Annotated in this window: 20 protein-coding genes and 2 tRNA genes; 7 read left to right on the top strand and 15 right to left on the bottom strand. The window is 44.6% G+C overall.

What is annotated here, in order from left to right:
• Nucleotides 1-3: 3 nt before the first annotated feature.
• From VRK_RS09730 to VRK_RS09715, 4 genes are all read right to left on the bottom strand, one after another.
• The gene (locus VRK_RS09730) at nt 4-738 is read right to left on the bottom strand and encodes an amino acid ABC transporter ATP-binding protein (RefSeq protein ID WP_059121176.1); all 735 of its coding nucleotides are present in this window, start codon (nt 736-738) and stop codon (nt 4-6) included.
• Nucleotides 739-761: 23 nt separating this feature from the next.
• Complete coding sequence (locus tag VRK_RS09725; protein WP_059121175.1) at nt 762-1,847, bottom strand: amino acid ABC transporter permease; 1,086 nt, start codon at nt 1,845-1,847, stop codon at nt 762-764.
• Between the two features lie 2 nt (nt 1,848-1,849).
• Complete coding sequence (locus VRK_RS09720; RefSeq protein ID WP_059121174.1) at nt 1,850-2,998, bottom strand: amino acid ABC transporter permease; 1,149 nt, start codon at nt 2,996-2,998, stop codon at nt 1,850-1,852.
• A 64-nt stretch (nt 2,999-3,062) separates the two neighbouring features.
• Entirely contained in the window at nt 3,063-4,085 is a 1,023-nt protein-coding gene (locus tag VRK_RS09715; protein WP_059121173.1) for an amino acid ABC transporter substrate-binding protein, read from the bottom strand.
• A gap of 165 nt (nt 4,086-4,250) precedes the next feature.
• Here VRK_RS09715 and VRK_RS09710 point away from each other — a divergent pair, with 165 nt between their 5' ends.
• Nucleotides 4,251-5,150 carry a LysR family transcriptional regulator gene (locus VRK_RS09710; RefSeq protein ID WP_059121172.1) on the top strand — a complete coding sequence of 300 codons (900 nt, stop codon included), beginning with the start codon at nt 4,251-4,253 and terminating at the stop codon, nt 5,148-5,150.
• A 134-nt stretch (nt 5,151-5,284) separates the two neighbouring features.
• Here VRK_RS09710 and VRK_RS09705 read toward each other — a convergent pair whose 3' ends face one another.
• Nucleotides 5,285-6,055: a substrate-binding periplasmic protein gene (locus VRK_RS09705; RefSeq protein WP_059121171.1), complete on the bottom strand. Its 771-nt coding sequence runs from the start codon at nt 6,053-6,055 to the stop codon at nt 5,285-5,287.
• Nucleotides 6,056-6,341: 286 nt separating this feature from the next.
• Here VRK_RS09705 and VRK_RS20990 point away from each other — a divergent pair, with 286 nt between their 5' ends.
• The 3 genes from VRK_RS20990 (at nt 6,342) to VRK_RS09695 (ending at nt 7,457) form a co-directional block, all read left to right on the top strand.
• Complete coding sequence (locus tag VRK_RS20990; protein WP_157371893.1) at nt 6,342-6,593, top strand: hypothetical protein; 252 nt, start codon at nt 6,342-6,344, stop codon at nt 6,591-6,593.
• 84 nt (nt 6,594-6,677) lie between these two features.
• Nucleotides 6,678-6,860 (top strand): hypothetical protein, encoded by a 183-nt coding sequence (locus VRK_RS09700; protein ID WP_059121170.1) that lies wholly within the window; start codon nt 6,678-6,680, stop codon nt 6,858-6,860.
• A 258-nt stretch (nt 6,861-7,118) separates the two neighbouring features.
• Nucleotides 7,119-7,457, top strand: coding sequence for a DUF2956 family protein (locus tag VRK_RS09695; protein WP_059121169.1), 339 nt, complete (start codon nt 7,119-7,121; stop codon nt 7,455-7,457).
• A 109-nt stretch (nt 7,458-7,566) separates the two neighbouring features.
• Here VRK_RS09695 and nhaA read toward each other — a convergent pair whose 3' ends face one another.
• The 7 genes from nhaA to VRK_RS09660 all read right to left on the bottom strand — a co-directional run bounded on the left by nhaA (nt 7,567) and on the right by VRK_RS09660 (nt 14,017).
• Nucleotides 7,567-8,910, bottom strand: a complete 1,344-nt coding sequence (nhaA, locus tag VRK_RS09690; RefSeq protein WP_059121168.1) for a Na+/H+ antiporter NhaA — start codon at nt 8,908-8,910, stop codon at nt 7,567-7,569.
• On the bottom strand, nt 8,903-9,898 hold the full coding sequence (hflC, locus tag VRK_RS09685; RefSeq protein ID WP_059121167.1) for a protease modulator HflC: 996 nt from the start codon (nt 9,896-9,898) through the stop codon (nt 8,903-8,905). Before hflC ends, nhaA begins: the two co-directional genes overlap by 8 nt.
• A complete protein-coding gene (hflK, locus tag VRK_RS09680) occupies nt 9,895-10,941 on the bottom strand; it encodes an FtsH protease activity modulator HflK (protein WP_059121166.1) in 1,047 nt (348 codons plus the stop codon). The genes hflC and hflK overlap by 4 nt, the downstream gene beginning before the upstream one ends.
• A 633-nt stretch (nt 10,942-11,574) precedes the next feature.
• A tRNA-Ser gene (locus VRK_RS09675) sits at nt 11,575-11,665 on the bottom strand.
• Between the two features lie 170 nt (nt 11,666-11,835).
• Nucleotides 11,836-11,912: transfer RNA gene (locus VRK_RS09670), tRNA-Pro, on the bottom strand.
• Between the two features lie 51 nt (nt 11,913-11,963).
• Nucleotides 11,964-13,766 carry a DUF3413 domain-containing protein gene (locus VRK_RS09665; protein WP_059121165.1) on the bottom strand — a complete coding sequence of 601 codons (1,803 nt, stop codon included), beginning with the start codon at nt 13,764-13,766 and terminating at the stop codon, nt 11,964-11,966.
• Between the two features lie 26 nt (nt 13,767-13,792).
• Nucleotides 13,793-14,017 (bottom strand): YejL family protein, encoded by a 225-nt coding sequence (locus VRK_RS09660; protein ID WP_059121164.1) that lies wholly within the window; start codon nt 14,015-14,017, stop codon nt 13,793-13,795.
• 84 nt (nt 14,018-14,101) lie between these two features.
• Here VRK_RS09660 and yejK point away from each other — a divergent pair, with 84 nt between their 5' ends.
• Together yejK and asd are read left to right on the top strand one after the other, a co-directional pair.
• Entirely contained in the window at nt 14,102-15,106 is a 1,005-nt protein-coding gene (gene yejK / locus VRK_RS09655; RefSeq protein ID WP_059121163.1) for a nucleoid-associated protein YejK, read from the top strand.
• Nucleotides 15,107-15,325: 219 nt separating this feature from the next.
• The gene (gene asd, locus VRK_RS09650; protein ID WP_059121162.1) at nt 15,326-16,438 is read left to right on the top strand and encodes an aspartate-semialdehyde dehydrogenase; all 1,113 of its coding nucleotides are present in this window, start codon (nt 15,326-15,328) and stop codon (nt 16,436-16,438) included.
• A gap of 111 nt (nt 16,439-16,549) precedes the next feature.
• On the opposite strand, the gene VRK_RS09645 is transcribed toward asd, so the two are convergent.
• A complete protein-coding gene (locus VRK_RS09645) occupies nt 16,550-17,395 on the bottom strand; it encodes an ion transporter (RefSeq protein ID WP_059121161.1) in 846 nt (281 codons plus the stop codon).
• Between the two features lie 742 nt (nt 17,396-18,137).
• Between VRK_RS09645 and adhE the strand changes: the two genes are divergently transcribed.
• On the top strand, nt 18,138-20,849 hold the full coding sequence (gene adhE, locus VRK_RS09635; RefSeq protein ID WP_059121159.1) for a bifunctional acetaldehyde-CoA/alcohol dehydrogenase: 2,712 nt from the start codon (nt 18,138-18,140) through the stop codon (nt 20,847-20,849).
• 355 nt (nt 20,850-21,204) lie between these two features.
• Here adhE and VRK_RS09630 read toward each other — a convergent pair whose 3' ends face one another.
• Nucleotides 21,205-22,764 (bottom strand): SulP family inorganic anion transporter, encoded by a 1,560-nt coding sequence (locus VRK_RS09630; RefSeq protein ID WP_059121158.1) that lies wholly within the window; start codon nt 22,762-22,764, stop codon nt 21,205-21,207.
• Nucleotides 22,765-23,136: 372 nt separating this feature from the next.
• Nucleotides 23,137-26,289, bottom strand: coding sequence for a ribonuclease E (gene rne, locus VRK_RS09625; RefSeq protein WP_157371892.1), 3,153 nt, complete (start codon nt 26,287-26,289; stop codon nt 23,137-23,139).
• Nucleotides 26,290-26,655 lie beyond the last annotated feature (366 nt).

Here is a 26,655-nt window from a genome sequence, read left to right as displayed (position 1 = left end):
TCCTTAGTGATGAATCAGCTGATTGAGAAACTCGCGTGTGCGAGGTGATTTGGGGGCTGAGAAAAATGCTTCAGGATTGTTTTCTTCAACGATCTGCCCTTGGTCCATAAAGATGACTCGGTCAGCGACTTTGCGGGCAAAGCCCATCTCATGCGTCACGCACAGCATGGTCATCCCTTCGCTGGCAAGGTCGGTCATAACATCCAATACTTCCGCGATCATTTCCGGGTCGAGCGCTGAGGTGGGTTCATCAAACAACATCACCTCAGGATTCATACACAGTGCGCGGGCAATCGCAACCCGCTGTTGCTGACCACCGGAAAGTTGGGTCGGATATTTGTTGGCTTGCTCTTTGATCTTCACTTTTTTCAGTAAGCTTAACGCTTTATCAATCGCAACGGACTCTTTGGTGCCCAGGTTTGCAGTCTGCGGTAAAACGCAATTTTCCAGCACGGTGAGGTGAGGGAACAGGTTGAACGACTGAAAACACATCCCTACTTGCTTACGCAGTTCAATCAGGTCTTTGGGGGTGTCACTGACTTCCTGACCGAACACATTGAGCGAACCGGATTGGTGCTTTTCCAACTGGTTGATACAGCGGATCAGCGTTGATTTTCCTGACCCCGAAGGGCCGCAAATCACGATACGTTCGCCTTTCTTCACGCTGAGATTGATATCGCGCAGCGCATGGTATGAGTCGTACCACTTATTTAAATTCTTGGTGTTGATGACTTCCATGTGTGACTTCTCCTAAAGGGGTATTATTTTAAGCGGCGTTCTAAATGAGCAGCGTACTGAGAGAGTGAAAAACAGCAGATAAAGAAAAACACCGCCAGAAATGCGTACATTTCATTTTCTAATCCAACCCATTTCGCGTTGGAGAGTGTGCTGGAAGCAACACCGACCACGTCTAACACACCGACGATCATCACCAGCGTGGTCTCTTTTAAAATACCGACAAATTGATTCAGCAACGGTGGAATCGAGTTTTTCAGGACTTGCGGAAGAATGATCTTTCCCATCATTTTCCAGTAACCGAAACCAAGGGCTTGAGCCGCCTCAAACTGTCCCTGAGGAATCGATTGCAGGCCACCGCGAATCGTCTCAGCCATATAAGCCGCAGTGAACAGCACCAGTACCGCAACCACACGTAACAACACATCGAATTCTTGACCCGGTGGCAGGAATAACTGGATCATGAGCGAGGCCATAAACAGCAAGGTGATGACAGGAACGGAGCGCACCAACTCGATGTAAGCCACACTGAGCCAGTGAATCACCGGCCGTTTTGAGCGCCGTCCCAAGGCAAGTAAGATGCCAAGGGGCAGCGCAAACACCATGCCGAAAATAGCCAAAAACAGGGTCAGCATAATGCCGGCAAATTTGGTGGTCGAGATGGTCTCTAAACCAAAGGTTCCGCCCTTGAGCAGCATCCACATTGCAAAAGGCAAAACAGCGATATAACAGAGCATTACCAGCTTATTAAAGCGTTTGATGTACAACATCGGGATCGCGATGGCCGCTAAACCAAAGGCGACATCGACGCGCCATTGTTGCGCCTCCGGATACATGCCATAAGTGAACAGTTCGATACGGTTCACCACGGGTAACCAACAGGCACCGCCAGACACGCAGTCCGCTTGGGATTCTCCGACAAACGTGGCATCAAAAATAAACCAGTTCAGCAGTGTCGGGACCAGCCAGATAACAAACAGTAAGCCTGCGATGGTGAGAAAAGTATTGAATACCGAAGAGAACAAATTCTGACGGCACCATGCTTGCCATCCCGCTTTTATTTCAATCGCCGGGCGAGGTTCAATATATGTCATGATAGTTTTACTTTGCATGTTTATTTCCCTATCGCAACGTGTGAGTTATACCAGTTCATCAGTAAGCTGGTGACCAGGCTGAAGACACAATACGTCCCCATTACGATCAGGATGCACTCAATAGCCTGTCCGGTATTGTTTAAGGTCGTACCGCCGGTAGAGGACACCAGCTCCATAAAGCCGATCACGACACCGAGTGACGAGTTCTTAATAATATTCAGGTAAACACTGGTGATTTGCGGCACCATCGGATAAATGGCCTGCGGCACAATCAATTTCCACATAATGGCTGAATCGTTAAATCCAAGTGCTTTTCCGGCCTCGTGCTGGCCTTTGGCGATGGACTGAATACAGCCCCGAACGATTTCCGCAATGTAACTGGCACTGTAAACCGAGAGCGCAATCCACAGCGCGACCAGTTCCGGAATCACAATCATCCCGCCCTGAAAGTTAAATCCGGCCAGCTTTGGTGTGCTGTACTCGAAATTGCCGGAGACCAGAGTATAGAGAACCACCAACAAGGGTAACGACACGATGATCGCCAATAGCCGGGGCCATAAAACCGGGGTAAAACCGACCCACTGAACCTTGCTGAATACCGCTCTGCGATAGGCAAATGCCGCACAACACGAGACAAGCAACGCGAGAAATATATAGCCGCCCCAGCCCGCGAATGACAAATGGGGAATGGCCAAGCCACGGTTAGAAAGGTAAATGTTATCGCTTAGCTGAATACTGTTGCGAATCGCCGGTAAGCTGAGAAACAGGGCATACCACCAAACGAGCTGAACCACGAGTGGTACATTACGAACCAATTCCACGTATGCACGGCACAGGCGACTGACCACCCAGTTATTCGAGACGCGACCGACACCGATAATAAAGCCAATGACGGTTGCCAGAATGATACTTAAAAACGAAACCAGCAGTGTGTTGGCAACCCCCACGTAGTAGGCTTTTAAGTAGGTATCATTTTGGTTGTAATCAATCAGGCTAAACGAGATGTCATAACCGGCACGTTCACGAAGAAAGTCAAAACCCGTGGTAATGCCAAGTTTGCCAATATTTTCAGAAGCGTTAGTACCTAAGTACCAAAATAAGAGTGTCACCGTGATTAACAGTAAGGCTTGCTGGCCCCAGTCTATCAGGGTTCCTTTGGTCAATTTCATGTGTGATTCCAACCTGTCCATGGAAGGTCAGCCCACGCAAACGCAGGCTGGTCGTTAAAGTCGATTAACGGAAAGGCGGGGAGTACATTAAGCCACCGTTGGTGTATAGCGCGTTCGCTCCACGTTCAAATTTCAGGGGTGAATTGACCCCGACATTGCGGGCAAAAATTTCACCGTAGTTTCCGGTTGCTTCAATCGCTTTCAGTGCCCAGTCCGGTTTCAGACCTAAATCTGTGCCAAGGCTGCCTTCAGTCCCAAGCAGACGTTTAATCTTAGGCTTTGGTGATGATTTAGCCAGCTTTGCGGCATTTTGTTGCGTGACACCTAACTCTTCAGCTTCGATCAGCGCGTTACCGACCATGGTAACGACATCACGCCATTCGTTATCGCCTTGTTTGACGTAAGGGCCAAGCGGTTCTTTTGAAATCACTTCCGGGAGAATGACGTGCTGGTTTGGATCTTTAAACAGGGTACGGCGCGCCGCTAATCCTGTGACATCATTGGTGAGTGCATCGCACCGGCCTTTTTGGTATGCCGCGTACAGCTCTTCAGTCTTTTCAAAAACAACGGAACGATAAGTCAGCCCTCTGGAGCCGAAGTAATCAGCAAGGTTATGTTCAGAGGTAGTCCCCGGAGAGAGACAAAACGTTGCACCATTGAGCTCGGTTGCTGATTTAATTCCGAGAGATTTACGCGTCATGAACCCTTGACCGTCGTAGAACCAGATCGTGGTGAAGTCAGCACCCAGTTTGGCATCGCGAGAAACCGTCCAGGTTGTCGAACGTGACAGAATATCGATTTCGCCGGAAGCGAGGGAGGTGAAGCGGTTTTTGGAAGTGGTGGTAATGTATTCAACTTTTTTCGGGTCACCTAAAACAGCCGCCGCGACCGCACGGCAGTAATCCACATCCATGCCTGCCCATTTACCTTGGTCATTGATGTATGAAAAGCCCATTTTGTCGCTTGAAACACCACATTTCAGCGTACCACGTTGAATAATATCGTCTTTAAGATTTGCATAACTGGCCGTTGAGAAACCGACGGACAGTAATCCATATGCAATAACTGCTATTGACTTAAGTCTCATAATAAATCCTTTTATTTATTACAGTTTAATGGGGTTGTTGTTAAATTTCCCTTTCCTTTGATGATAATCTATGCGTTTATCTATACTGATTGGAAGCATTTGATGTCTTGTATTTTGCATGACTTATGCAAAATTTCGATAATGTAAAGATGAAGGAATTAAAGGATGAATGTTCGCTGGTTAAAGGATTTTATCACCTTGGCAGATTGCCAGAAATTTTCATTGGCCGCTCAATTAAATGCATCTTCTCAGGCTGCGTTTAGTCGCAGAATTCAGCAGCTGGAGCAGCATCTGAATGTTGAACTGTTTGACCGAAGCCGGACACCCGTCAAGTTAACACCGGAAGGCAAAAGGCTTTATCCCATTGCCGCAGAAATGGTGCAAATGGCGGAACGCTGTGAAGAGATGGTGGCCAATAAACCGAACCCGATGGTGTTTGCATCTTTGCATACTTTGGCTTGTAACTTTTTCCCGCAGTGGTTTACGCAAATATTGAACTACATGACAACACCGCTTGTCAGTAGCATCGATTCCGGGGTGCGTTCAGTGACCGGCTATCAGGCTGCATTGCAATCTCAGCGGGCCGATTGTTTACTGTTTTATCAAAGCAACCAAGCGGCACGCTATTTCGAATCGGATGAATTTGAAGTGTTAAAATTGGCGGATGACGCACTGATTTGGGTTTGTGGTACATCGTTCTCGCTCGAATTGCTGGAAGAAGTATCCATTCCCCATTTGACGTATGCACCGTCTTCTCAGCTTTTGGAGCTGTCTCAGCCGCTGTTTAACGCCACACCTCAGGCAAAAAAACTCTCGGTTGTTTTCCAATCCACCATTTCTGAATCTCTGCTACCGATGGCGATACACGGCAATGGTGTGGCTTGCATTCCTTATTCTGTAGCGAAGGCATATATCGATGACGGCAGGCTCGTTCACATTTGGTCAGACTATCGCGAGCCACTGGAAATTGTGTTGGTGCGACTGGCCGATGCCAAAAGCCCGCATCCCTATATCAATGAGGTCTTTGAACATGCCAAAGCGATAGCCGGGCAAGGTGAGAAATGAGGGGAGGGGGGATTATGCCAAATTCAGAACTTCAATAAACCCTTACATCTTCTTGCCCGAGAGTGTAAATGAATCTGTGCCAATATCGTATGATTAAGCCTGATTGGCTCAGGATCGGCAAGTGGATAAAAACGCTATTCGTGTAGATAGGTATGAGCGAGTTCATCATACTTGCCGGAGCGTTTCAGTTTATCTAAGGCCTGTTGCCATTTATCTATCTCATCATCTGAGTGGTCTTTTGAAAAAGCGATATATCCAGCGTTCTTTTGCACCAAAACTGGCGTTTTCCGGATCTGCTTATAGGTGATTTCTGCCTCATCCATCATCGTCGTGATTAAGGAATCACTGACAGGAACCAAGTCTATTCGACCAATGACCAGCATTTTTAAGCAAGCACTCCAGGTATTGATGTCATAAATGTTCTCAAATCCTTGAGCAATCAGGTTTTCATGTTGTGAGGTTCCTCGGAGAACGCAGATCCGCGGAACGTCTTTAGCTTGTTCATAGTCGGTGATAGGATCTGGCCGATGAATAGATTCATAGAAATAGACATTATCGATCTGAAGAGGGCCAACCCATTTATACAATTGTTCTCTTGGTTTGGTTCTTGCGATGTTAAATAAAGCCTTTCTTTTCTTTTTTAGTTCAATCTGTCCACGCTTGAATGGCAGTATCTGAAATTGAACGGGGTGGTTTACAAGAAGCATCATCTCACGAACAAGTTCCACATTAAACGCTCGTCTGCCACCATGTTTTAGACCGCGCAATTCATCATTTTTGTCAATATATACCTTCCCAAGTGTACTGTGGGTCAAAAAATCAGTTGTTTCAGCAACAGAGGTATTGGATAGCACAGCAGCTAAAACAAGAAGGAAAAGTCTCACCCCATGACAATTACGTTTCATTTTCCACCATCCCGTCGAAGCTGCATAAACGAGTTACTATCTAGTACAGTGTAGTTCGAAATCAACCGAGAACCCTGAATGATATTCCTTTTGATGTTTTCACCGCCAGCTCCTGAGTGATGTCGGTGATGCGGCTTAATCTGGCGGATGAGTCTTTGCGTCACGGGTGCTTAGCCACGACAAAAGTGTCTGGGGCGCGAGCATCAATGGCACAGAGCGGCAAAGCTATTGCCCACCGTACAACCCGTCAAAATTAAGATGTCACTCGCATAAAACAGAAAACCCCATGTCATCCAAAGTACCAATCTCTCCGACACACCACAAAATCCGGCAACCAGCCAATCGCCATGAACCCCCACAGCGATTACGATTCTCAAGCACCGACAGAACCGGTGCCGGGATTCGAACCCCGCACATTCACTTCCAGCATATAAAGACCATGCCTTGTATCGCATACGCTTTATGTGTAGCCTTATCTCGCTCAAGTTACGGTGGGCTGGCAAGGCAACCTCTGGTTGGCCGTTCGGAAGTGCGGTAGTTCGAACCTTGTTCAGCTCACCACTTTCAGAGATTCGAACCTCTTGGTGGTGATAATAAACATCAACTTCCAAGAGGGGCGATCATGCCGAATTCAGAACTTCAACAAATCAATAAACCCTTACATCTTCTTGCCCGTCAATACCTGATGACCCTTCAGGGCTCATGTACCGACCCCAGCACCAATTACTGCGAACTCTGGCATGTGCTGACTTTTCTGCATAATTTGATTACCGCTTCAGAAGAGGAATATCTGCGGGAAGATTAAATCTAGAGAGGCAGTTTTAAACTCAGGCAAGGGCAAAAATCAGGACGATTTTTGAGCAAGGGACTGCTCAAAAAAACATCCCGACAACGCGGATTGCCTGTGGATGGTGAGATGAAGACTTTAGAGAGACAATCAATACTGGTATTCTGGTTGTTTTATTAAAATATCAGTGGTCTACACTGGCCATAATGTGCCAAATATAGCGAATGGATATTTGTGCTGTTAAAGCGTTAATTTCCGATATGGAAAGATTAAATTATGCATAAAAAACAAGTAGTAGAATCCTCACAAAAAACCAAGGAAGAGGCGATGGATATCGCTAGAGCTACACAGCTTCCTGGTCAAAAGAAAGCGGAAACACAACGTATCGCTCAAGGTATTGAAAAAGGTATTGCTCTTTACAAGAAACAACAAAAAGCCAAGGCAAGAGCTGCCGACAAAGCTAAAAAGCAAGAAGCGAAATCAAAGGCTAGACGCCAAGACGATGAGCAAGTGACATTAGTAGAAACCAAGATTGAAACAAAGGTATCACCACTACCTTGGGTGTTATTAATTGCGTCATGGATCGGCTTCCTATTGTTCTATTTTTTGAGATAGTTTCGCTTCACTGTTATAAGTGAGCTGCTTCTTCCTTCTTTATTTAGTCCAATTTACACGTTTCTATGTTCATCATCTCCTTGGTTGGATGAATATAGACTGGACTAGATTAGGGGGAGCAGGTCATTTCTCTCACAGAGAAATACCGTAAAAAAATGAGGCCAAGTAAAGCTGAAAAAATGGAAGCTGAGAAAATTCCAAGTTTTGCAGCAAGAATTTGGTCAGGACTATAAGCTAATTCTGAAATAAACAATGCCATCGTAAAACCAATACCGGCCAACATCCCGCCCCCTAAAATCATTCCCCAATTCATATTTTTTGGAAGTATGGCTACCCGAAGTCTTACTGCAATCCAACTGAACAGCACAATACCTATCGGCTTGCCAAAAACAAACCCCAAAAAGACAGCAAGAGTAATTGAAGAAGTTGCATTCGTAGTGGTCAGTGAAACCCCAGCATTAGCAAAGGCGAATAATGGTAAGATGACAAATCCGACCCAAGGATGGAGTAACATTTCTAAGCGTTCGACCGGTGAAAGCGTTTCACGAGCCGCTGTAGCAGCAGTCCTTAAAGTCTCTCCTTCAACCTTATCTCCGCTCCACTGTTTCATAGGAGAAGATGCCACTATCGAGTTCACAATAGTGGAGAGGTGTTGCTTGCTCACCCACTTATTTGTTGGTGTTAATATGCCTAGAATCACACCAGTAATTGTCGGATGTATGCCAGACATATCGATCGACAACCATATCACTCCCCCAACAAGAGAAAAGAGTACAATACTGCGAACTCCCAAGAAGCTCATGCCTCGAATAACAATAAAGCCTATCAATGCATAAACAACGGGCCTCCAGTCAATGTCATTGCCATAGCCAATAGCAACAACAAAGATCGATCCAATGTCATCCACTACGGCCATTGATAGCATGAATATGCGCAAGCTACTTGGAATACTTCGCCCTAAGAGCGCCAGACACCCGATCACAAATGCGGTGTCCGTTGCCATCACAGTACCCCAACCATGATGCCCTGACTCACCAAATTGGATAAACAAATAGAAAAGAGGAGGTAATAACATCCCACCAAGAGCAGCAGCAATGGAAAGTACTGCTAATTTGGGATTACGAAGTTCACCAAGCACTAACTCACGCTTAAGTTCTAAGGCAATGAGAAAGAAAAACAAAGTCATTCCAGCATCATTTATCCATTTGTGTAAAGAACGCTCAAATACTAAATCACCGAAAGTAATCCCTACCGGAATTTGCCAAAAATGAGCAATCTCCTCACTTAAACCTGAGTTGGCAAGTAAAACAGCAAGTACTGCTGAAACAAATAGTACAATGCCCGCTGCTGATTCAATATGTATAAAACGGTTTATCGGTCTAGCAACCCAATCAATGTACTCTTTTGGTAGTCGAGTCGGATAAGTTGATGCTATTTGGGCTTTTTTACTCATTTTGTTTTTCAACAATAGGTATTAAGTTACCTTCAATGCCATTGAGAAACTTGAATAAATCACTGTTAGTAGATAAAACAAGCGTTGTATTTTCTGAGATGATAGTTGAGTAAGCTTGCATCGTTCGTGTGAACTCATAAAGGTGCCTCGCTTGAGGGTTTTTATTGTAAGCTAACGAATAAATTTCGGCGGCCTTGGCATCGGCTTGCCCGCGAATCTCTTCGACTTCACGATAGGCTTCAGACTGGATTTTATTCAAATCTCTGATTCGGTCACCACGAATCCTCGCTGCTTCCCCATTTCCTTCGGATAAAAAACGTTCCGCAATTTGTCGACGTTCACTAATCATTCGCTCGTAAATTTTAGGACGAACACTTTCATTGTAATTAATACGTTTGAAGCGAATATCGAGCAATTCAATACCAAATATTTTTATTTTTTCTGCCGCGGCAGAAAATATTTCTTGTTCGACTAATTGACGACCTTTTTGGATGGGAACAAGGGTACCAATTTTCAGTTCTCCTTCAGTATCACTTAATAAGGAATCTCGTAACGGTTTTCGATTTTTATTTGTACGAATTATTTCGATTAGTTCATGTTTTGCCACCGCATTTCGCGTCTCACTCCCCAATATATCGTCAAGACGAGATTGTGCACTGCGTTCATCTTTGATTCGTAAAAAGTATTGAAGTGGGTCGGTTATTCGCCACCGAGCGAATAAATCAACCGAAATGTACAACTTATCTTTTGTTGGCATATCGGAAGGGTTGCCATCCCACTCCAACACTCGTTTGTCTATAGTGTTAATTTCTTGAATGAATGGTATTTTTATTTTCAATCCAGCATCTACAACCGGTTCTCCTATTGGTTTCCCAAACTGAGTAATAATGACCTGTTGCACTTCACTCACCGTGTAAAGTGCGTTGTATATACTAAGAGAGACACCTAAAACTAATGCGATTATGATCCCTATTTTATTCGGTTTCATTGTGCATCTCCTTGTGTCTTGTTGATATTGAGCAAAGGTAAAATATTGCTTGCTCGCTCATCAATGATAATTTTGGCACGAATATTCGGTAATACAGCTTGCATGGTTTCGAGATAGATTCTTCGTTTAGTCACTTCCGGTGCTTTAACGTATTCGAACAATAGTTCATTGAAGCGAGCTGTATCTCCTTCAGCCTCGTTAACCCGTTTTAGACGGTAACCATCAGCCTCTCTGATCCTTTGGTCTTTTTCCCCTAAAGCTAGAGGAATCACTTTGTTGTAATCTCGACGAGCTTCATTAATTAATTTTTCTTTTTCCTGTTGAGCTTGGTTCACTTCGTTAAACGATGCCTGAACAAGTTGCGGAGGGTTGATGTTTTTCAATTGCACTTGGTCAATACTAATCCCTAAGGCATATTTCGTTGAGAGCACCTGCATTTTTGAAAGTGCTTCATATTCAATTTCTTGTCGACCTATCGTGATCACTTCATCTACAGTTCTATCCCCAACGACTTCACGCATTACGGATTCAGAAACATATCGAAGCGTTTCACTGGGTTCTCGGACTTCGAACAAAAAATTAGTGGGTTCAGAAATTCGATATTGAACTACCCACTCCACAAGAGCGGCATTTAAATCGCCAGTGACCATTTGTGTCTCTTGACGACGATCGTTGACTCTTGGACTTTGATGAGGGTCATTAGCCCCTGGCGTGGTAAAACCAAACTCTTGTTTTAGTTGTCGTTTAACCGGCACTATTTTTATCGTATCAATACCAAGTGGCATCTTGACGTGAAGCCCCGCAGGAACTTTATGTACATATTTGCCAAAGCGTTGTATGACAGCGACAGAATCACTTGGAACGGTATAAAATGCTGACCATAAAATGAGGGCTAAAAATAAAATAATAAATGGAGTAAAAAATCTTGAAGGCCCGCGACCTATAAGAATTTTCTTGAAGTAATGAAGAATATTATTTAAATGTGGAGGATCTTGTTTTCCTCCGCCCCAGGGATTTCCTGAAGAATTGTTACTTGGGAGCATGAGAATGCCCTCCGACTAGACTATAGGCAAGGAATTAGACCTATGTAAAATTAAATGAGGTAGGAAGCGCTTAATCAACTAGAGTAAATTGTGCGTAGTTTACGGTTAGTTACTAAGTGTCGCCTTAGAATAGTAGGGAACCCAACTTAACCTTCTAATATAACTAGCAATTAAGAGCCAGTATGACTTCTTGCTGTTATATCAAAAGTTTTACAGTTCCCTTTAATTGCCACGACTTTTTGTCGCAAATATCATGCGACGTACGGTTATGTGAAGGTATACCTATTCATTATAGGTGATATATTCCCGGATAAGGACAATTTTAGTAATTTTTATGCAGCGGAACGAGTCGCGTGGAGTGTAGTGGTTAATTAACGAGAACGTTCGAGTTCGTCCGACATTAAGAGAGCGGTGGCTTTTTCTCTTTCTAATCGATTAATTCTGACTTCTAACTCCTGAATCTTTTGCTGTTCAGGCGTGAGAGCTTAGCTGCTGAGGTAGGTACACAGTAGGTACACATGTCTCACCTATATGTATTAGGTGACATTTGACTGCGGGGCAGCTCTTTTAAGATAGGTTTGCACTTCTAAAACGAAAAAAACCACTGTAAAAAAACAGCGGTTTTCTTGAATGTGGCGGAGAGATAGGGATTTGAACCCTAGGATAGCTATTAACCATCGCCGGTTTTCAAGACCGGTGCTTTCAACCACTCAGCCATCTCTCCATTAAGTGCAAAAATCATAACCATGATTACTTTGCTTGTAAAGTCTTCAAATTGATTTTTATCAGTATTATGCGACTTTGATTAAAATTTTATCAGTGAAGGCGAGTTTTCGTATGCTTAACTGAATGAAAAAAGGGAAGTCTTCATAAGAAAACTTCCCTTTAGGTGTATGGTCGGACTGAGAGGATTTGAACCTCCGACCCCCGACACCCCATGACGGTGCGCTACCAAGCTGCGCTACAGTCCGATGGCATGTAATCTACCGCCTTTCATAAAACGAGTCAAGCAATAGCTTGATTTAATTGTCTTTGCTGTAGAACCGTTTCAGTTCAGTTAACCCTTGCATCAGAACCGGCAGTGTCGGATTGGTATCCGGCAATCGATGGTAATTGTTATCAAAGACTTTGAAATTACCAAACTTATCAATCACTGTTGTTTGCTTATTGGTCACTAGAGCCAATTCCCGGGCATCTCCGGCTAAAATCCAACGTCTTTTGTTTTCATCAAACAAGTTTTGACCACTACTGTAGTCATTCGGATTTGAAGAAACACCGAGTAAATCTTGTAACAGTGTCACTGAAAAATCGAGGTGACTGGTGCGCTGGGGATATTCGGCCGCCACTTTGCCCGGCCAATGGATAATCATCGGCACTTTAAGCTGATACTGACTGTAGTTGGTATTCGAGCCCCAACTATTAGTGTTGGTCTCATTAAACTCAGTGCCGTGATTGGAGGTAATGACCACAATCGTTGAGTCCATTAATCCCATCTCATAGGCTTTCTTAATCAGTTGTCCCAGCTCATGGTCTGCCGCTTCAACCGACAGTTCATAATTATTTTTGAGTTTATCTTGTGTCGATTTACCGAATGAATTGTCCGGTGCATCAAACTCTTGCACTGTGGTCAGCTCTAAATAGCTGAACCAACGGCCTGACTGATTGGTGACCCATTTTGACCACGCGTCAATGGTTTGTTCATCTCGGCTGGCGTCTTTGGTAAATGAGGTGTGGTTTAACGGTAGCCCTCTGAACACAGTTTCTGCATAGAGCGGATCGCTGAAGTTATTACCGCTGAAGAGACCGAAATGATATTTCTGCTCTTCGAGTGTATCGAGCAGAACCGGCAGTGTGCCTTGGACCTTTATACTCGATGCATAGCTGCTGGGCAGGCCATAAAATAGTCCGAAAATACCGAACATGTCATTACTGGAACTGTAATGATTGCTGAAGTTCAGACTCTCTTTGGCGAATGTTGTCGCCAGCGGCATGTATTTGCTGTTGAGCATATCGGCACGCAAGTTATTGACACTTACAACCAGAATATTGAGTGGGTTAATCCGGCGGTCAAATTTGATTGGCTCTAACGGATAGTTCACCAGTACAGTTTTGTGAGTCTGTTTCTCATGCAGACGCTTGAGATAATCGTCCCGGTTAAACAGCCCGTGTCTTTCCATAAACGATTTTGCTGTCATCGGATAAGACAATGGGAAATTCGATTTTTGGCTGGTGACCGGTGTATACAAAGAGGCATCAGACCAAACATAGATCAGGTGGCTGGTAATAAAACTGATAAAGAAAATCGTCGCCAGCGGCCGGCCAATGTGCTTATGCGACAAGCGTCTCTGTTTTCTCCATACCCATTCGGATAAACCGATCTCCATGGCAAAAATCAGTGGTAACAACACGAACAGGTGTTGAAGGTCGTTGGTTGTCGTTTGGGAATTATCGCTGAAAAGCACTTCCCAGACTACAGGGGTTAGATGGAGATTGAGTTTGAAATACAACTGCGTGTCGATTAGCAGGACGGTGAGTCCGATCGTTGCAAAACAAACAGCAAGAAATCTGAATAACTTGCGCGAGGGGACAAGGAATGTCAGTGGAAACAGCACCAACAGGTAGAGCGCAAAAACGAGAAAGCCAAAATGCCCGACCCATGAAACAGCCAAATAAAATTGCCCCAACAATGTTTCTGGCCATGGGGACTGAGATATGTAACGTGTACCGATCAGCATGGCTGCGATAATGTTAAAAAACGCAAACCAGTGTCCCCAGCCAACTAAGCGGGATACCCGCTCTCCGTAGGTGTTTTCACTCTCTACCATGTTCTTTTCGTTTTATCCGTTCTTTGTTAGTGAATCGTACTGTCGATTGAAGATATCAACGCTTGAGCGAATTTCTCAGCAATGGCTTTTCTTTGGATCTCTGCAACGTTTTGATTCAAGACATTGGTTGCGATATTTCCGGCGATCATCAGAACCAGATCCGGAGACGCATCATGTTTATCAAAAACGGCAGCAATTTCAGTCAGGATCGTTTCAATTTGTTGATCACTATATTTTGATGTAATGGGCATATAGACTCTAACGATGATAGTAAAAACGGCTTATGATAACCTACTATACCTGTCAACTGAAACCACAACGATGATAAATTCGCTATGAGTCTTGATCTCTCCAATGTAATACTACACCAGTTACTGAAAAATGAATCGGATGAACTGGTTGTCAACTATCGCTCTCAGTCTTTAGAAAACAATGCTTCAACGCAAAATCTGGTGGCTGAATTGCACCGTGTTTTTAGTGCAAAGCCTTCCAAAGGGTTTGGCTGTTTTCAATCAGATAGTGAGTTTCAAAGCTGGTTGCGTGAGCTTAAAAGTGGAAGCTTAAATTTTTATGATTTCTCACAGTCCAGTGTCAGAAAACTTAAAGATGAACTGATGAAGTATCCTTTTGCTGACGAAGGAATTCTCGTGATGGCTGAGTATCAGTCACTGGCGACACAATACCTATTCATTGGGCTCTTACCCATGAAGCAGAGCCTGAAAATTACGGAAGGATTGGATATCAGTGCGACGGATTATCTGGATATCCGACAAATGGATATCGCTGCCCGTATCGATCTATCGCTTTACCAATCAGACCCGGATTCTAATCGTTACCTGACTTATATTAAGGGGCGGGTCGGGCGCAAAGTTGCTGACTTTTTTCTCGACTTTCTGCAGGCTGATGTTGGGCTGGATTCAAAACAGCAAAATTTAGTATTGATGCAAGCCGTGGAAGATTTTTGTAGTGATGCGCAGTTTGAAAAAGATGAAACAATTACTTACAAAAAGCAGGTCTACGACTACTGTAATGAACAGATTAAATCAGGCGATGAAGTCCAGTTGAAGGATTTATCGAAAGAGTTGCCGGATGATACCAATGGAACGACTTTATGGGATTACGCCCAAAGTCACGGTTATGAGCTGGAAGAGAGTTTTCCGGCTGATCGGTCAACAGTGCGCAAGCTGACAAAATATGTAGGTTCCGGTGGTGGGTTAAATCTGAGCTTCGATAGTTTGTTACTGGGTGAGCGGGTCTTTTATGATCCTGAATCGGATACGCTGACTATCAAAGGCACACCGCCTAACTTACGTGATCAACTGACAAAAAATAATCGTTGATACACTCACTTAAAAAATACTGAAGCACCTTGGTTTGGGTGCTGTTTTGTTTTATTTATCTGATATTATTGATTTTTTTATACGAAGAAAGCGGTGCTGTCTCTGGTAATTAAGTTGAAAAACTTATGGGTAATTCCAAATTGAACTTGAGATTTTTTTCTGAACCGCTTATAGATGTTGGATTAGATTTGAATCAGAAACACATGGAGAGTTTGTGCAATGAGAGTAGGTTTAGTCGGGTGGCGTGGTATGGTCGGTTCTGTACTGATGCAGCGGATGGTTGAAGAAGGTGACTTTAATCATATCGAACCTGTATTTTACAGCACTTCACAAGTTGGTATCGCGGCTCCTGATTTCGGGAAAGATGCCGGGTTACTGCAGGATGCTTATGATGTTGAAAGCTTAAAACAGTTGGATGCCATCATTACATGTCAGGGCGGTGGATATACCGAAAAAGTTTATCCTCAGCTCAGAAATGCCGGTTGGAAGGGTTACTGGATTGATGCAGCATCGACATTACGGATGGCTGAAGATTCTATCATTACGCTTGATCCGGTCAATTTGAAACAGATCCAGCAGTCCATTCATGCCGGAACCAAGACCTACGTCGGTGGAAACTGTACCGTGAGCCTGATGCTGATGGGCTTAGGCGGACTGTTTGAGAAAGGTCTGGTTGAGTGGATGAGTGCCATGACGTATCAGGCTGCATCCGGTGCCGGGGCGCAGAATATGCGTGAGCTGATTTCTCAGATGGGCGTGATTAACGATTGTGTCAGCTCTGAGCTGGCTAATCCTGCCAGTTCTATTCTTGATATTGACCGTAAGGTTGTAGAAACGATGCGTTCAAGCTCCTTCCCGCGTGATAACTTCGGTGCTCCGCTGGCTGGGTCATTGATCCCATGGATTGATGTAAAACGTGACAACGGACAGAGTAAAGAAGAATGGAAAGCCGGCGCTGAAGCAAACAAAATTCTCAATCTGCAAGGTTCTCCGATCCCGATTGACGGCACTTGTGTGCGTATCGGTGCAATGCGTTGCCATTCGCAGGCGCTGACGATTAAATTAAAGCAAAACGTGCCAATGGACGAAATCGAAGAGATTATCGCCTCTCATAATGATTGGGTAAAAGTGATTCCAAATGATCGCGATATCACTGTTCAGGAACTGACGCCGACCAAAGTGACAGGGACGTTATCTGTTCCTGTGGGGCGTTTACGTAAAATGTCGATGGGGGATGACTTCCTCAATGCATTTACGGTTGGTGACCAGCTACTGTGGGGCGCAGCAGAACCATTGCGTCGTACCTTACGCATCATTCTGAACGAAAAATAGAGACATAATCATCATTACGTCTTGTTGTCATATTGAGAAAGAGTGCACGTTGTGCACTCTTTTTTTATCGGAATAATCTTTTTTATCTGAGCAATCTTTTTCTCTGAACAACTATGGTGTCTTTCCTGAAACAACACGTTTATCCGGGTCGGCTAACTGGCTGCTGCAGTGTTTACAAAAAAGCGCGTCACTATCATGCCCGGTTCGAGAGCAGTTCGGGCATTTGACCAATTGGCGATGAATATTCATTTCTTTACTCAGTTCTGCGGTAATAATGCCTGTCGGAACGGCGATAATTGAGTAACCCAATAGCATGGTGAGTGAAGCGAGTCCCTGACCAAGCGGCGTCTGAGGCACCAGATCACCATATCCGACTGTTGTAATTGTGACGATAGCCCAATAGATACATTTCGGAATACTTGAGAATCCATGTTCCGGCCCCTCAATTACATAAATCAGCACCCCGAAAATCGTCACCAGTATTAAAACGGAACTGAAGAAGATGAAAATTTTCCGACGGGCCATGAGGAGCGAACGCATCAGAATATTGGAATCTTGTAGATAACGAACCAGCTTGAGAATTCTGAAAATTCTCATCACTCGAATCAGTCGGACCACTGCCATAAATGAAATGGTAGGAAAGAGTAATGAGAGGTAAGTGGGTAGGATAGCGAGCAAATCGACAATCCCGTAAAAACTTTTCGCATAGGCTTTGGGATGAGGAGAGCAATAGAGCCGGACGAGGTATTCCACGGTGAATAGCAAAGTGAAACCGTACTCAAAGTAACGGAGTTGTTGGTGCCATTGCGCATTGATTTCCGGAATTGACTCCAGAATCAAAACCAATAAGGAACTCACAATTGTCGCAATCAGACAGAGGTCAAACACTTTGCCTGCCCGTGTATGTGTCCCGAAAATAATGACATAAAGATTTGTTTTTATCGACGATTCAGTCATAGCCTTCCTATTGTAGTTCTGCACTATATGTCTTGTCTGTTGAGGTGTGGCTGTTTAGCGGTCATGTCTGTAATCCGTAATGGCCGCTTTGATGACCGATCTATCTGCGAATCAGTTCAGTCTGTTGACAACCCTGCAATATATGACACCACTCGTTAATTTAGCATCCGATGAACGATTATCCAGTGATATGAATAAGATGTCATCTTTTCGATAATTTTTGCGGTGGGGACGAGAAATTATCGAAATGGAACCTTTTGTATTGGTTCAACTCAGATTAAGAGTTCAGATGTGCTGACTGGTTTGTGGCTTATATGTAGGGATATTGTAAAAAAGATAGTTTAAAAATGGTGTTCTCATCCATGGCTTATATAATGACTAGTAGCACGAAAACAACGGATTAGGTCTTTCTATGTTGTTTTGCCATGAAAATTTATTACATAAAATTGTAGTTTTTTTATTTTATGTCTTGATGATATTTCTTTATGAAACCGGTCTCTTTATTTATTTTATATTAAAATTCATATGGTTATGTGTTTTTCGGGTAATATTTCGACAAGTGAAGGAATTGTTTTTTAGAACTGATCTGGGTCAATGTTTTCAAATACTGAAAGATTATACTCAGAGATGAAAGCTATTTACTAAGCTTGTTTCTGAAGAAAAACTGGATTTTGGCCGTTTAGACCGGGTGACAGTCTTAATAAAAAGTTTTTAACATTTTTTTAATTTTAGGAGATTCACTATGCCTGTAACAAATATGGCGGAACTTAATGCTCTTGTTGCTCGTGTGCAAGCTGCACAAGCAGAGTTTGCTACTTACTCTCAGGAGCAGGTAGATAAAATTTTCCGCGCGGCATCACTGGCAGCAAACCAAGCCCGTATTCCTCTGGCACAACAAGCGGTAGAAGAGTCTGGCATGGGGATTGTCGAAGACAAAGTGATCAAAAACCACTTTGCATCAGAGTACATTTATAACAAGTACAAAGATGAGAAAACTTGTGGTGTATTGGAAGAAGACGAAAACATGGGCACCATGACGATTGCAGAACCAGTCGGCATTATCTGTGGTATCGTCCCAACAACGAACCCAACTTCAACTGCGATCTTCAAATCTCTGATCTCTCTGAAAACACGTAATGGTATTATCTTCTCTCCACACCCACGTGCGAAGAATTCAACCAATGATGCTGCCAAGCTTGTGCTTGAAGCCGCTGTTGCTGCGGGTGCACCAAAAGACATTATCGGCTGGATTGATCAACCTTCTGTTGAGCTATCGAATGCACTGATGAAGCATGAAGGGATTGCCCTGATTCTTGCAACGGGTGGACCGGGCATGGTTAAGGCCGCTTACTCTTCTGGTAAACCAGCCATCGGTGTTGGTGCCGGTAACGTACCTGTTGTGATTGATGAAACTGCTGATATCAAGCGTGCCGTCGCTTCTGTCCTGATGTCAAAAACATTTGATAACGGTGTTGTGTGTGCTTCTGAGCAAGCGGTCATCGTTATGGATGAAGTTTATGATGAAGTCAAAGAACGTTTTGCAACACACAAAGCTCATGTACTGAGCAAATCTGATGCAGATAAAGTTCGTAAAGTGTTGCTTATCGATGGTGCTCTGAATGCTAAAATCGTGGGTCAGCCAGCAACAGCTATTGCTGAAATGGCTGGTGTGAGTGTTCCGGCTGATACCAAGATCCTTGTTGGTGAAGGCATTGGTGAAGTTTCTTACGATGATGAGTTCGCTCATGAAAAATTATCGCCAACATTGGGTATGTTCCGTGCCAGTTCTTTTGAAAACGCGGTAGACCAAGCGGTGAAAATGGTAGAAATCGGTGGTATCGGTCATACATCTGGTTTGTATACCAATCAGGATGTGAACAAAGATCGGATCCGTTACTTCGGTGACCGGTTGAAAACTGCACGTATTCTGGTCAACATCCCAACCACCCACGGTGGTATCGGTGACCTGTACAACTTTAATGTTGCACCGTCTCTGACACTGGGTTGTGGTTCTTGGGGCGGTAACTCTATCTCAGAAAACGTCGGTCCTAAACATTTGATCAACAAGAAAATTGTTGCTAAGCGAGCTGAAAACATGTTGTGGCATAAATTACCGAAGTCTATCTACTTCCGTCGTGGTAGCCTGCCTATCGCACTGGGCGACCTTGAAGGTAAAAAACGTGCATTCTTGGTAACAGACCGCTTCTTGTTCAACAATGGCTATGCTGACGATGTTGTGAGTCTATTGAAAGCTCAAGGCATGGAAGTTCAGACGTTCTTTGATGTCGAAGCCGATCCGACACTGTCTGTTGTGGAAAAAGGTGCTGCACAAATGGCGAGCTATCAGCCTGATGTGATTCTGGCACTTGGTGGTGGTTCTCCAATGGATGCTGCGAAAATCATGTGGGTGATGTATGAGCATCCTGAAACGCATTTCGAAGAGTTGGCAATGCGCTTTATGGATATTCGTAAACGTATCTATAAATTCCCTAAAATGGGTCAGAAAGCTGAACTGGTTTGTATTACTACAACCTCTGGTACAGGTTCTGAAGTTACACCATTTGCGGTCGTTACCGATGATAAAACCGGTGCGAAATACCCACTGGCTGACTACGAACTGACGCCAAATATGGCCATCATTGATGCAAACCTGGTGATGAACATGCCGAAGTCTCTGACTGCGTTTGGTGGTTATGATGCAGTGACTCACGCATTAGAAGCTTATGTTTCTGTACTGGCTAACGAATATTCAGATGGTCAGGCACTACAGGCGCTGAAAATGTTGAAAGAGTATCTGCCATCCAGCTATGCCAATGGTGCAAATGATCCGATTGCTCGTGAGAAAGTGCATAACGCAGCAACTATCGCTGGGATTGCATTTGCCAATGCCTTCTTGGGTGTATGTCACTCAATGGCGCATAAAATCGGTGCTGAGTTCCATGTGCCTCACGGTTTAGCGAATGCGCTATTAATTGCCAACGTTGTGCGTTACAACGCGAATGATAACCCAACTAAACAAACTGCATTCTCTCAATATGACCGTCCTCAGGCTCGTCGTCGTTATGCTGAGATTGCTGATCACTTGGAGCTTTCTCAACCGGGTGACCGTACAGCGCAGAAAATTGAGCGTTTATTGGGTTGGTTGGAAGAGCTGAAGCATAATCTGGATATCCCACTGTCTATTCAGGCAGCAGGTGTCAATGAAGCTGACTTCCTTGCTAAACTTGATGAATTGTCTGTGCAGGCATTTGATGACCAGTGTACCGGTGCAAACCCTCGTTATCCGCTAATCAGTGAGTTGAAAGAGGTGTTACTGTCTTCTTACTATGGTCGTGCTTATGTTGAAGGTGAGACTGTTGAAGGGACAACTGTTATCAAGAAAAAAGCGGATCAAGAAGCGGCTGCTGAAGCACCAAAAAAACGGTCAGCTAAAAAAGAGAAATCTGAAGCTTAATTGCATTCATTCTGCATAAAATATGAAGATGCCCCAGCCTTTGGTTGGGGCATTTTTTATGCACAAGATTTATTCCTGATGCGATCGGCATTCAGGTCATCCGGTATTTTTTAGCTTTCGACATCGAACACAAGTATCGGGTGTGCGTCAAAATCACTGAAGTTGAAAGTAATCGCCCATCAAGTTAAGCGAGAGAGTCACAGATATTGATTTAGTTAGCCTCACCGCAAGTTGAACGGTGCTTATCCGAGAGAATAAAGGCCCGGTGTTTGTTTCTGATAGATAAAAAAAGCCGTCATTTCTGTCATGAAACGACGGCTGTTTAATGGTTGTCAGTATTTAGACGTGTGGCTTCTTATCCGGCGAGCACGTCGGTTGCAACTTTGTAAGTTGGATCTTCCTTCACATTCGTTTCTATCAAACTACTAGCTTTATGAAGCAGTTTACGACAATCCTGACTCAGGTGACGTAAGTGAAGGGTTTTGCCAACAGCAGCGTAACGCTCCGCAAGTGTTTCAATCGCATCAATTGCCGAGTGATCGGTCACGCGTGATTGAGCAAAGTCAACGATCACGTGCTTTGGATCTCGGTGAGCATCAAACAGCTCCAGAAAATTCGCCACAGAGCCAAAGAAAATAGGGCCATGGATCTTATACTCTTTGGAACCGTCTTCGTTTGCATGGCTGGTTGCATAAATATGTTTTGCATGATCCCATGCAAACATCAGTGCAGATGTAATCACACCCACGGCAACGGCAATCGCTAAATCGGTAAATACGGTGACAATAGTTACGAGCACAATCACGAAGAAATCTTTCTTGGGTACTTTTCTGGCAAGTTTAAAGGTTGCCCATTCAAATGTTCCGATCACCACCATAAACATGACACCGACCAGCGCGGCTAATGGAATCATCTCAATGAGTGCTGACGTAAATAAAATAAAGCACAGTAACATCACCGCAGCAACGATACCGGACAGACGTCCTCTGCCACCGGAGTTTACGTTAATCATCGATTGACCAATCATTGCACAGCCGCCCATTGCACCAAAGAATGAACAGGTGATGTTTGCAAGCCCTTGTCCCATACATTCGCGGTTTGACTGACCACGGCTATTGGTCATTTCATCAAGTACGGTCAGTGTCAGCAAAGACTCAATTAATCCGACGGCCGCTAAGATGACAGAATAGGGCAGAATGATTTTCAGAGTTTCGAATGTAAAAGGCACATCTGGTACTGAGAATGAAGGGAGAGTACCGGCAAGCGTGGCCGTATCATTCCCTGACATGGTACGTAGAAAATCAACTACAGTACGGGTTTCTAACCCCAACCCCTGAACTAGCAAAGTGACCACAATGATGGCAGCCAGAGAGGAGGGAATTGCAGTCGTTAGCTTCGGCAGGAAAAAGATAATCGCCATGGTTAAAGCGACCAGTCCTAACATGAGTAACATTTGATCATAGGGTAGCCAAGTCATCACGCCATTCAGAGATGGCACTTTGAACTGCCCTAACTGGGCAAGGAAGATGACAATAGCAAGCCCGTTGACAAAACCGATCATGACCGGGTGGGGCACAATTCGGATAAATTTTCCGAGTTTGAATAAACCTGCACTGATTTGAAGAATACCTGCCAATAGAATAGCGGCAAACAGATAAGAGATGCCGTGTTCGGAGACCAGACTAACCATCACGACAGCCATTGCTCCAGTAGCACCTGAAATCATCCCTGGGCGGCCGCCAAAAATAGCAGTAATTAGACCGACAATGAATGCGGCATAAAGACCGACCATCGGGTCAACACCTGCAACAAAGGCAAAAGCAACAGCCTCAGGGACCAGTGCCAGTGCGACGGTCAGTCCGGAAAGGACATCGTTTTTAATTGAATATGTTGATTGATTTGGGAATTCAAGCATGAGTATGATTGTTTTCTGTTAGTGGCTGAGCAAAAACCGATATAGCTCTATAGGTTTGATCTAAGTATTCTAACCAAGCAATATGAACTAAGTATTTCGGGTTCATGGACCGCAAGCGCCCTCATGACTGAAAGATATTCCTGTCTGGGCTTTACTTGGGCATAAGTTGGCGAATGCTACAGAAAAGTGTGATTAAGGTCAACTGTTCGGTATGTTGGTGATTGGTCTATATCCTATTACTGGATGTCCTATTACTGATAGGTTTCTCGGTCTATTATCACGGTATTTACTTCGGTCTTTACTTTAGTTATCTCATAAAAAAAGAGCTGCATTTAGCAGCTCTTTGAAGACTAAAATTTACGCAAAAATTATTCAGGATAGCTGTAGTGGTTTTGCCATTGCTGAACTTGCATGATTGGTTGCAGCATGACTACCAGCGCCTTTTAGTGGATAGCGTTGCTCTCGCAAAGGCGCAGCTTCAAGAAGCACTTGTACCAGTTCACCACTTCCGGGAGCTTTTGTCATTGGCGAAAATGCATGGCCTTTCACCGCTATGACGCTTTCTGGTGCTAGCTGTACAGGTTGCTCGCTTTCCTGAGTTGGTTCTGGTATTTCACGAGGACTGTCTTGAGCCACTTGCTGTTCTGCTGGTTCAGCGGTTACCTCATTAGTGATTTCCGCTTCGACTGGCACAGGGGATGGCTGTTGATCACTCGTGATTTCTACCGCGACAACCTTATCGTTTTCACTTGAAGGTTGGTCAGTTTCTTGAGTCACTACATCAACGGTTTCAGGAGCGGTGATATCCGGTGTCACTTTCGGTGTATTCTCTGACGTTGCAATCTCCGGAGTTGTAGATGCAGTCGCTGAACGAATAATCACTTTACCCATTGCCATTTCAGGGAATGCAACACCGCTGAGTTGTTCCTGAGCTTCTGTCTGAGTCGGTGATTGCTCGGACTGGATGGCTTGAGGTGCGGATTTCTTCACTAAACCGTAGCTTGGCATCACTTTACCCATTGCAATTTCTGGAGACGCAACGCCTCCTTTCCGTAAGCGGAATGGGTTTGGTCTGCGTTCTCTTCCTCTGCGACGACGTTGGCCGTTTGCACGTAAATGGCGAGGTGAACGGCGACTCCGACGCTGTTTCGGCTCTTCGCTATCTGCATTTTCATTCGTATCATTACGATTCGAGGACTGATTCTGTTGCATCTCTTCCTGTGATGACTGTACAGGTGATGGTGATGATTGTTCATCCATCACTGTTACAGGAGGCACTTCTTGATTGATCACATTATGTTCAGACACGCGCTCATCACTTGCCACAGTTTCGTCAGCCGATTGAGACTGAAGACGAATCTGTTTGGTTAGTTTCCGGCGTTGACGACGCTCTTTCGCGACCACGGCTTTCTCTTCTTTCTCTTGTATATCCCGTGGGTCTTTTTTCGCTTCAGATTGTGCATCCTGAGCAATCTTTTGTCCTTCTTCGGCTAACTTCGTAGCAGAATTTTTATCTTGATTTCCACGCTTATCCTGCTGCTTTGGTTTGCGAGATTGGGACTTCGCCGGTTTCTTCTCATCAGAAGGTTGTTGTTTTACTTCTGCTGAGTCCGGCGCTTTATCTGATTTTGGCTTGTTGCTATCCTGAACTTGCTGACGCGGGCGTCGGCGTTGCTCATTGTTGCGCTCACGAGAACGGCGAGGTTTTCTATTCTCTGAGCGCTGTTCCTGTTCTGATGTTTCGGTGTCGGCCGCTGATTTTTCTGGTTGGGTCGGTTCAGAACCAGAGAACAGACTCGCCAAGCCTTTCATCAATCGACTGAACAGCCCTGGCTGTGCAGGCTCTTTCGATTCAGTTTTCTGTGCGGCCTGAGCTTGCGGCTCTTGTGGTGCTTTCGGTTGAGGTGCTGAGGTTGTCGGTGCAGCAAACCCTTTTAATACCGGCTCTTCGATACGTCGCTGTTTCGTTTCAGTTTCGACAACATCCTTACCTTCAACCTCACGAATGCTTTCCAAACGTTTAGGCACGAGGTAAGACAGCATTTCCTGTTCTTCGCCCTCTCTGACTCGGATGACCTCAAAGTGAGGGGTTTCCATATCAGAGTTCGGCACGATAGTGATTTTGACATCTTGAATCCGCTCAATGTGATTGATCGAGCGGCGTTTTTCATTCAGTAAATAAGATGCAATCGGAACAGGTACAACAGCAAGGACCTGTGACGTATTATCTTTCAGAGCTTCTTCTTCGATAAGTCGCAGTACAGACAGCGCCAAAGATTCGTTATCACGAACAACTCCTGTTCCAGAACAGCGCGGACAAATATGATGACTTGCCTCTGCCAGAGAAGGACTCAGACGTTGCCGGGACATTTCAAGTAAGCCAAATCTGGAAATACGGCCAATCTGAACCCGGGCACGGTCAACACGAACCGCTTCTCGGAGTTTGTTTTCAACTTCACGTTGATGACGAACGGGCGTCATATCGATAAAGTCGATGACCACAAGGCCACCTAAATCTCGTAAACGAAGTTGGCGGGCGATTTCTTCGGCTGCTTCCAGATTGGTATTCAGTGCCGTTTCTTCGATATCACCACCCTTGGTTGCACGAGCAGAGTTGATATCGATAGAAGTGAGTGCTTCTGTCGGGTCGATCACTATCGAGCCACCGGAAGGTAATCGTACCTCTCGCTGGAATGCTGACTCGATTTGGCTTTCGATTTGATAGTGACTGAATAGCGGAACTTCGCCTTCGTACTTTTTGACCCGATTGACAAAATCGGGACGAACAAGGCGAATATGTTCTAGTGCACGTTCGTAAATCGTATTGCTATCGATCAGGATCTCGCCAATGTCACGACGTAGATAATCGCGAATTGCGCGTGCAATAACATTACTTTCCTGGTGAATCAGAAACGGTGCAGGGATAGAGTCGGAAGCCTGTTTGATCGCACTCCAGTGAGTGAGCAGAACGTTTAAATCCCATTCTAACTCTTCAGCACTTTTACCCACACCAGCGGTGCGGACAATCAGCCCCATACCCTGGGGAAGTTCAAGTGTACTGAGGGCTTCTTTCAGCTCCGTTCTCTCTGTACCTTCGATACGACGGGAAATGCCACCGGCACGAGGATTATTCGGCATCAGAACCAAATAACTACCGGCCAGAGAGACAAATGTTGTGAGTGCAGCACCTTTACTACCGCGTTCTTCTTTCTCAATTTGAACGATCACTTCCTGGCCTTCGTTCAGAACTTCCTTAATGCTTGGACGTCCTTGATACGTGTATCCGGCTGGGAAATATTCTTTCGCAACTTCTTTGAGAGGAAGGAAACCGTGTCTTTCAGCACCATAATCAACAAATGCTGCTTCCAGACTAGGCTCAACTCTGGTGATTTTTCCTTTGTAAATATTGGCTTTCTTTGATTCGTATCCAGGACTTTCTATATCCAGATCGAAAAGTCGCTGACCGTCGACCAGCGCGACACGCAACTCTTCTTTTTGAGTTGCGTTAATTAACATTCTTTTCATTTAAAAATCTCGTTGTATTTCTTTTGTTTTGATTATTTGTTGTTCTTATTGCTTGCATTTCGTCTTCACGGTGCCTGATCCCATGGCTTGTTTTGCAGCCTCTCGGCTGGAAGGGACGCTCAAAAAGGCACTTCAGTCCTCACCCGCTGATTATTTCACCAGTGATGAGCCGCAGTGTGCGGTAGATACTCAACATGAATGACGATGAGTAGAACAATAAGAAGTCACGGTTATGTCTGTCTTACGCCATTTGCAGCATACAAAGAACCGTAAGTTTCTACCCAAAATTGCTCGAAACATGGCGTCATGAGTTAAAACATCGCCAGTTTGTCTATTGCAGCTATGGACTATAGCAGTGGCAACGTA

This window comes from Vibrio sp. MEBiC08052 (assembly GCF_001506075.1).
Taxonomy (GTDB): domain Bacteria; phylum Pseudomonadota; class Gammaproteobacteria; order Enterobacterales; family Vibrionaceae; genus Vibrio.
Note: the sequence above shows the minus strand (reverse complement) of the source record. Positions and strands in the feature narration are given on the sequence as shown.

What these genes read in the sequence shown, in the direction of transcription:
- VRK_RS09730 (WP_059121176.1), bottom strand. Translation starts at nt 738, where the DNA reads ATGGAAGTCATCAACACCAAGAATTTAAATAAGTGGTACGACTCATAC.
- VRK_RS09725 (WP_059121175.1), bottom strand. Translation starts at nt 1,847, where the DNA reads ATGCAAAGTAAAACTATCATGACATATATTGAACCTCGCCCGGCGATT.
- VRK_RS09720 (WP_059121174.1), bottom strand. Translation starts at nt 2,998, where the DNA reads ATGAAATTGACCAAAGGAACCCTGATAGACTGGGGCCAGCAAGCCTTA.
- VRK_RS09715 (WP_059121173.1), bottom strand. Translation starts at nt 4,085, where the DNA reads ATGAGACTTAAGTCAATAGCAGTTATTGCATATGGATTACTGTCCGTC.
- VRK_RS09710 (WP_059121172.1), top strand. Translation starts at nt 4,251, where the DNA reads ATGAATGTTCGCTGGTTAAAGGATTTTATCACCTTGGCAGATTGCCAG.
- VRK_RS09705 (WP_059121171.1), bottom strand. Translation starts at nt 6,055, where the DNA reads ATGAAACGTAATTGTCATGGGGTGAGACTTTTCCTTCTTGTTTTAGCT.
- VRK_RS20990 (WP_157371893.1), top strand. Translation starts at nt 6,342, where the DNA reads ATGTCATCCAAAGTACCAATCTCTCCGACACACCACAAAATCCGGCAA.
- VRK_RS09700 (WP_059121170.1), top strand. Translation starts at nt 6,678, where the DNA reads ATGCCGAATTCAGAACTTCAACAAATCAATAAACCCTTACATCTTCTT.
- VRK_RS09695 (WP_059121169.1), top strand. Translation starts at nt 7,119, where the DNA reads ATGCATAAAAAACAAGTAGTAGAATCCTCACAAAAAACCAAGGAAGAG.
- nhaA (WP_059121168.1), bottom strand. Translation starts at nt 8,910, where the DNA reads ATGAGTAAAAAAGCCCAAATAGCATCAACTTATCCGACTCGACTACCA.
- hflC (WP_059121167.1), bottom strand. Translation starts at nt 9,898, where the DNA reads ATGAAACCGAATAAAATAGGGATCATAATCGCATTAGTTTTAGGTGTC.
- hflK (WP_059121166.1), bottom strand. Translation starts at nt 10,941, where the DNA reads ATGCTCCCAAGTAACAATTCTTCAGGAAATCCCTGGGGCGGAGGAAAA.
- VRK_RS09665 (WP_059121165.1), bottom strand. Translation starts at nt 13,766, where the DNA reads ATGGTAGAGAGTGAAAACACCTACGGAGAGCGGGTATCCCGCTTAGTT.
- VRK_RS09660 (WP_059121164.1), bottom strand. Translation starts at nt 14,017, where the DNA reads ATGCCCATTACATCAAAATATAGTGATCAACAAATTGAAACGATCCTG.
- yejK (WP_059121163.1), top strand. Translation starts at nt 14,102, where the DNA reads ATGAGTCTTGATCTCTCCAATGTAATACTACACCAGTTACTGAAAAAT.
- asd (WP_059121162.1), top strand. Translation starts at nt 15,326, where the DNA reads ATGAGAGTAGGTTTAGTCGGGTGGCGTGGTATGGTCGGTTCTGTACTG.
- VRK_RS09645 (WP_059121161.1), bottom strand. Translation starts at nt 17,395, where the DNA reads ATGACTGAATCGTCGATAAAAACAAATCTTTATGTCATTATTTTCGGG.
- adhE (WP_059121159.1), top strand. Translation starts at nt 18,138, where the DNA reads ATGCCTGTAACAAATATGGCGGAACTTAATGCTCTTGTTGCTCGTGTG.
- VRK_RS09630 (WP_059121158.1), bottom strand. Translation starts at nt 22,764, where the DNA reads ATGCTTGAATTCCCAAATCAATCAACATATTCAATTAAAAACGATGTC.
- rne (WP_157371892.1), bottom strand. Translation starts at nt 26,289, where the DNA reads ATGAAAAGAATGTTAATTAACGCAACTCAAAAAGAAGAGTTGCGTGTC.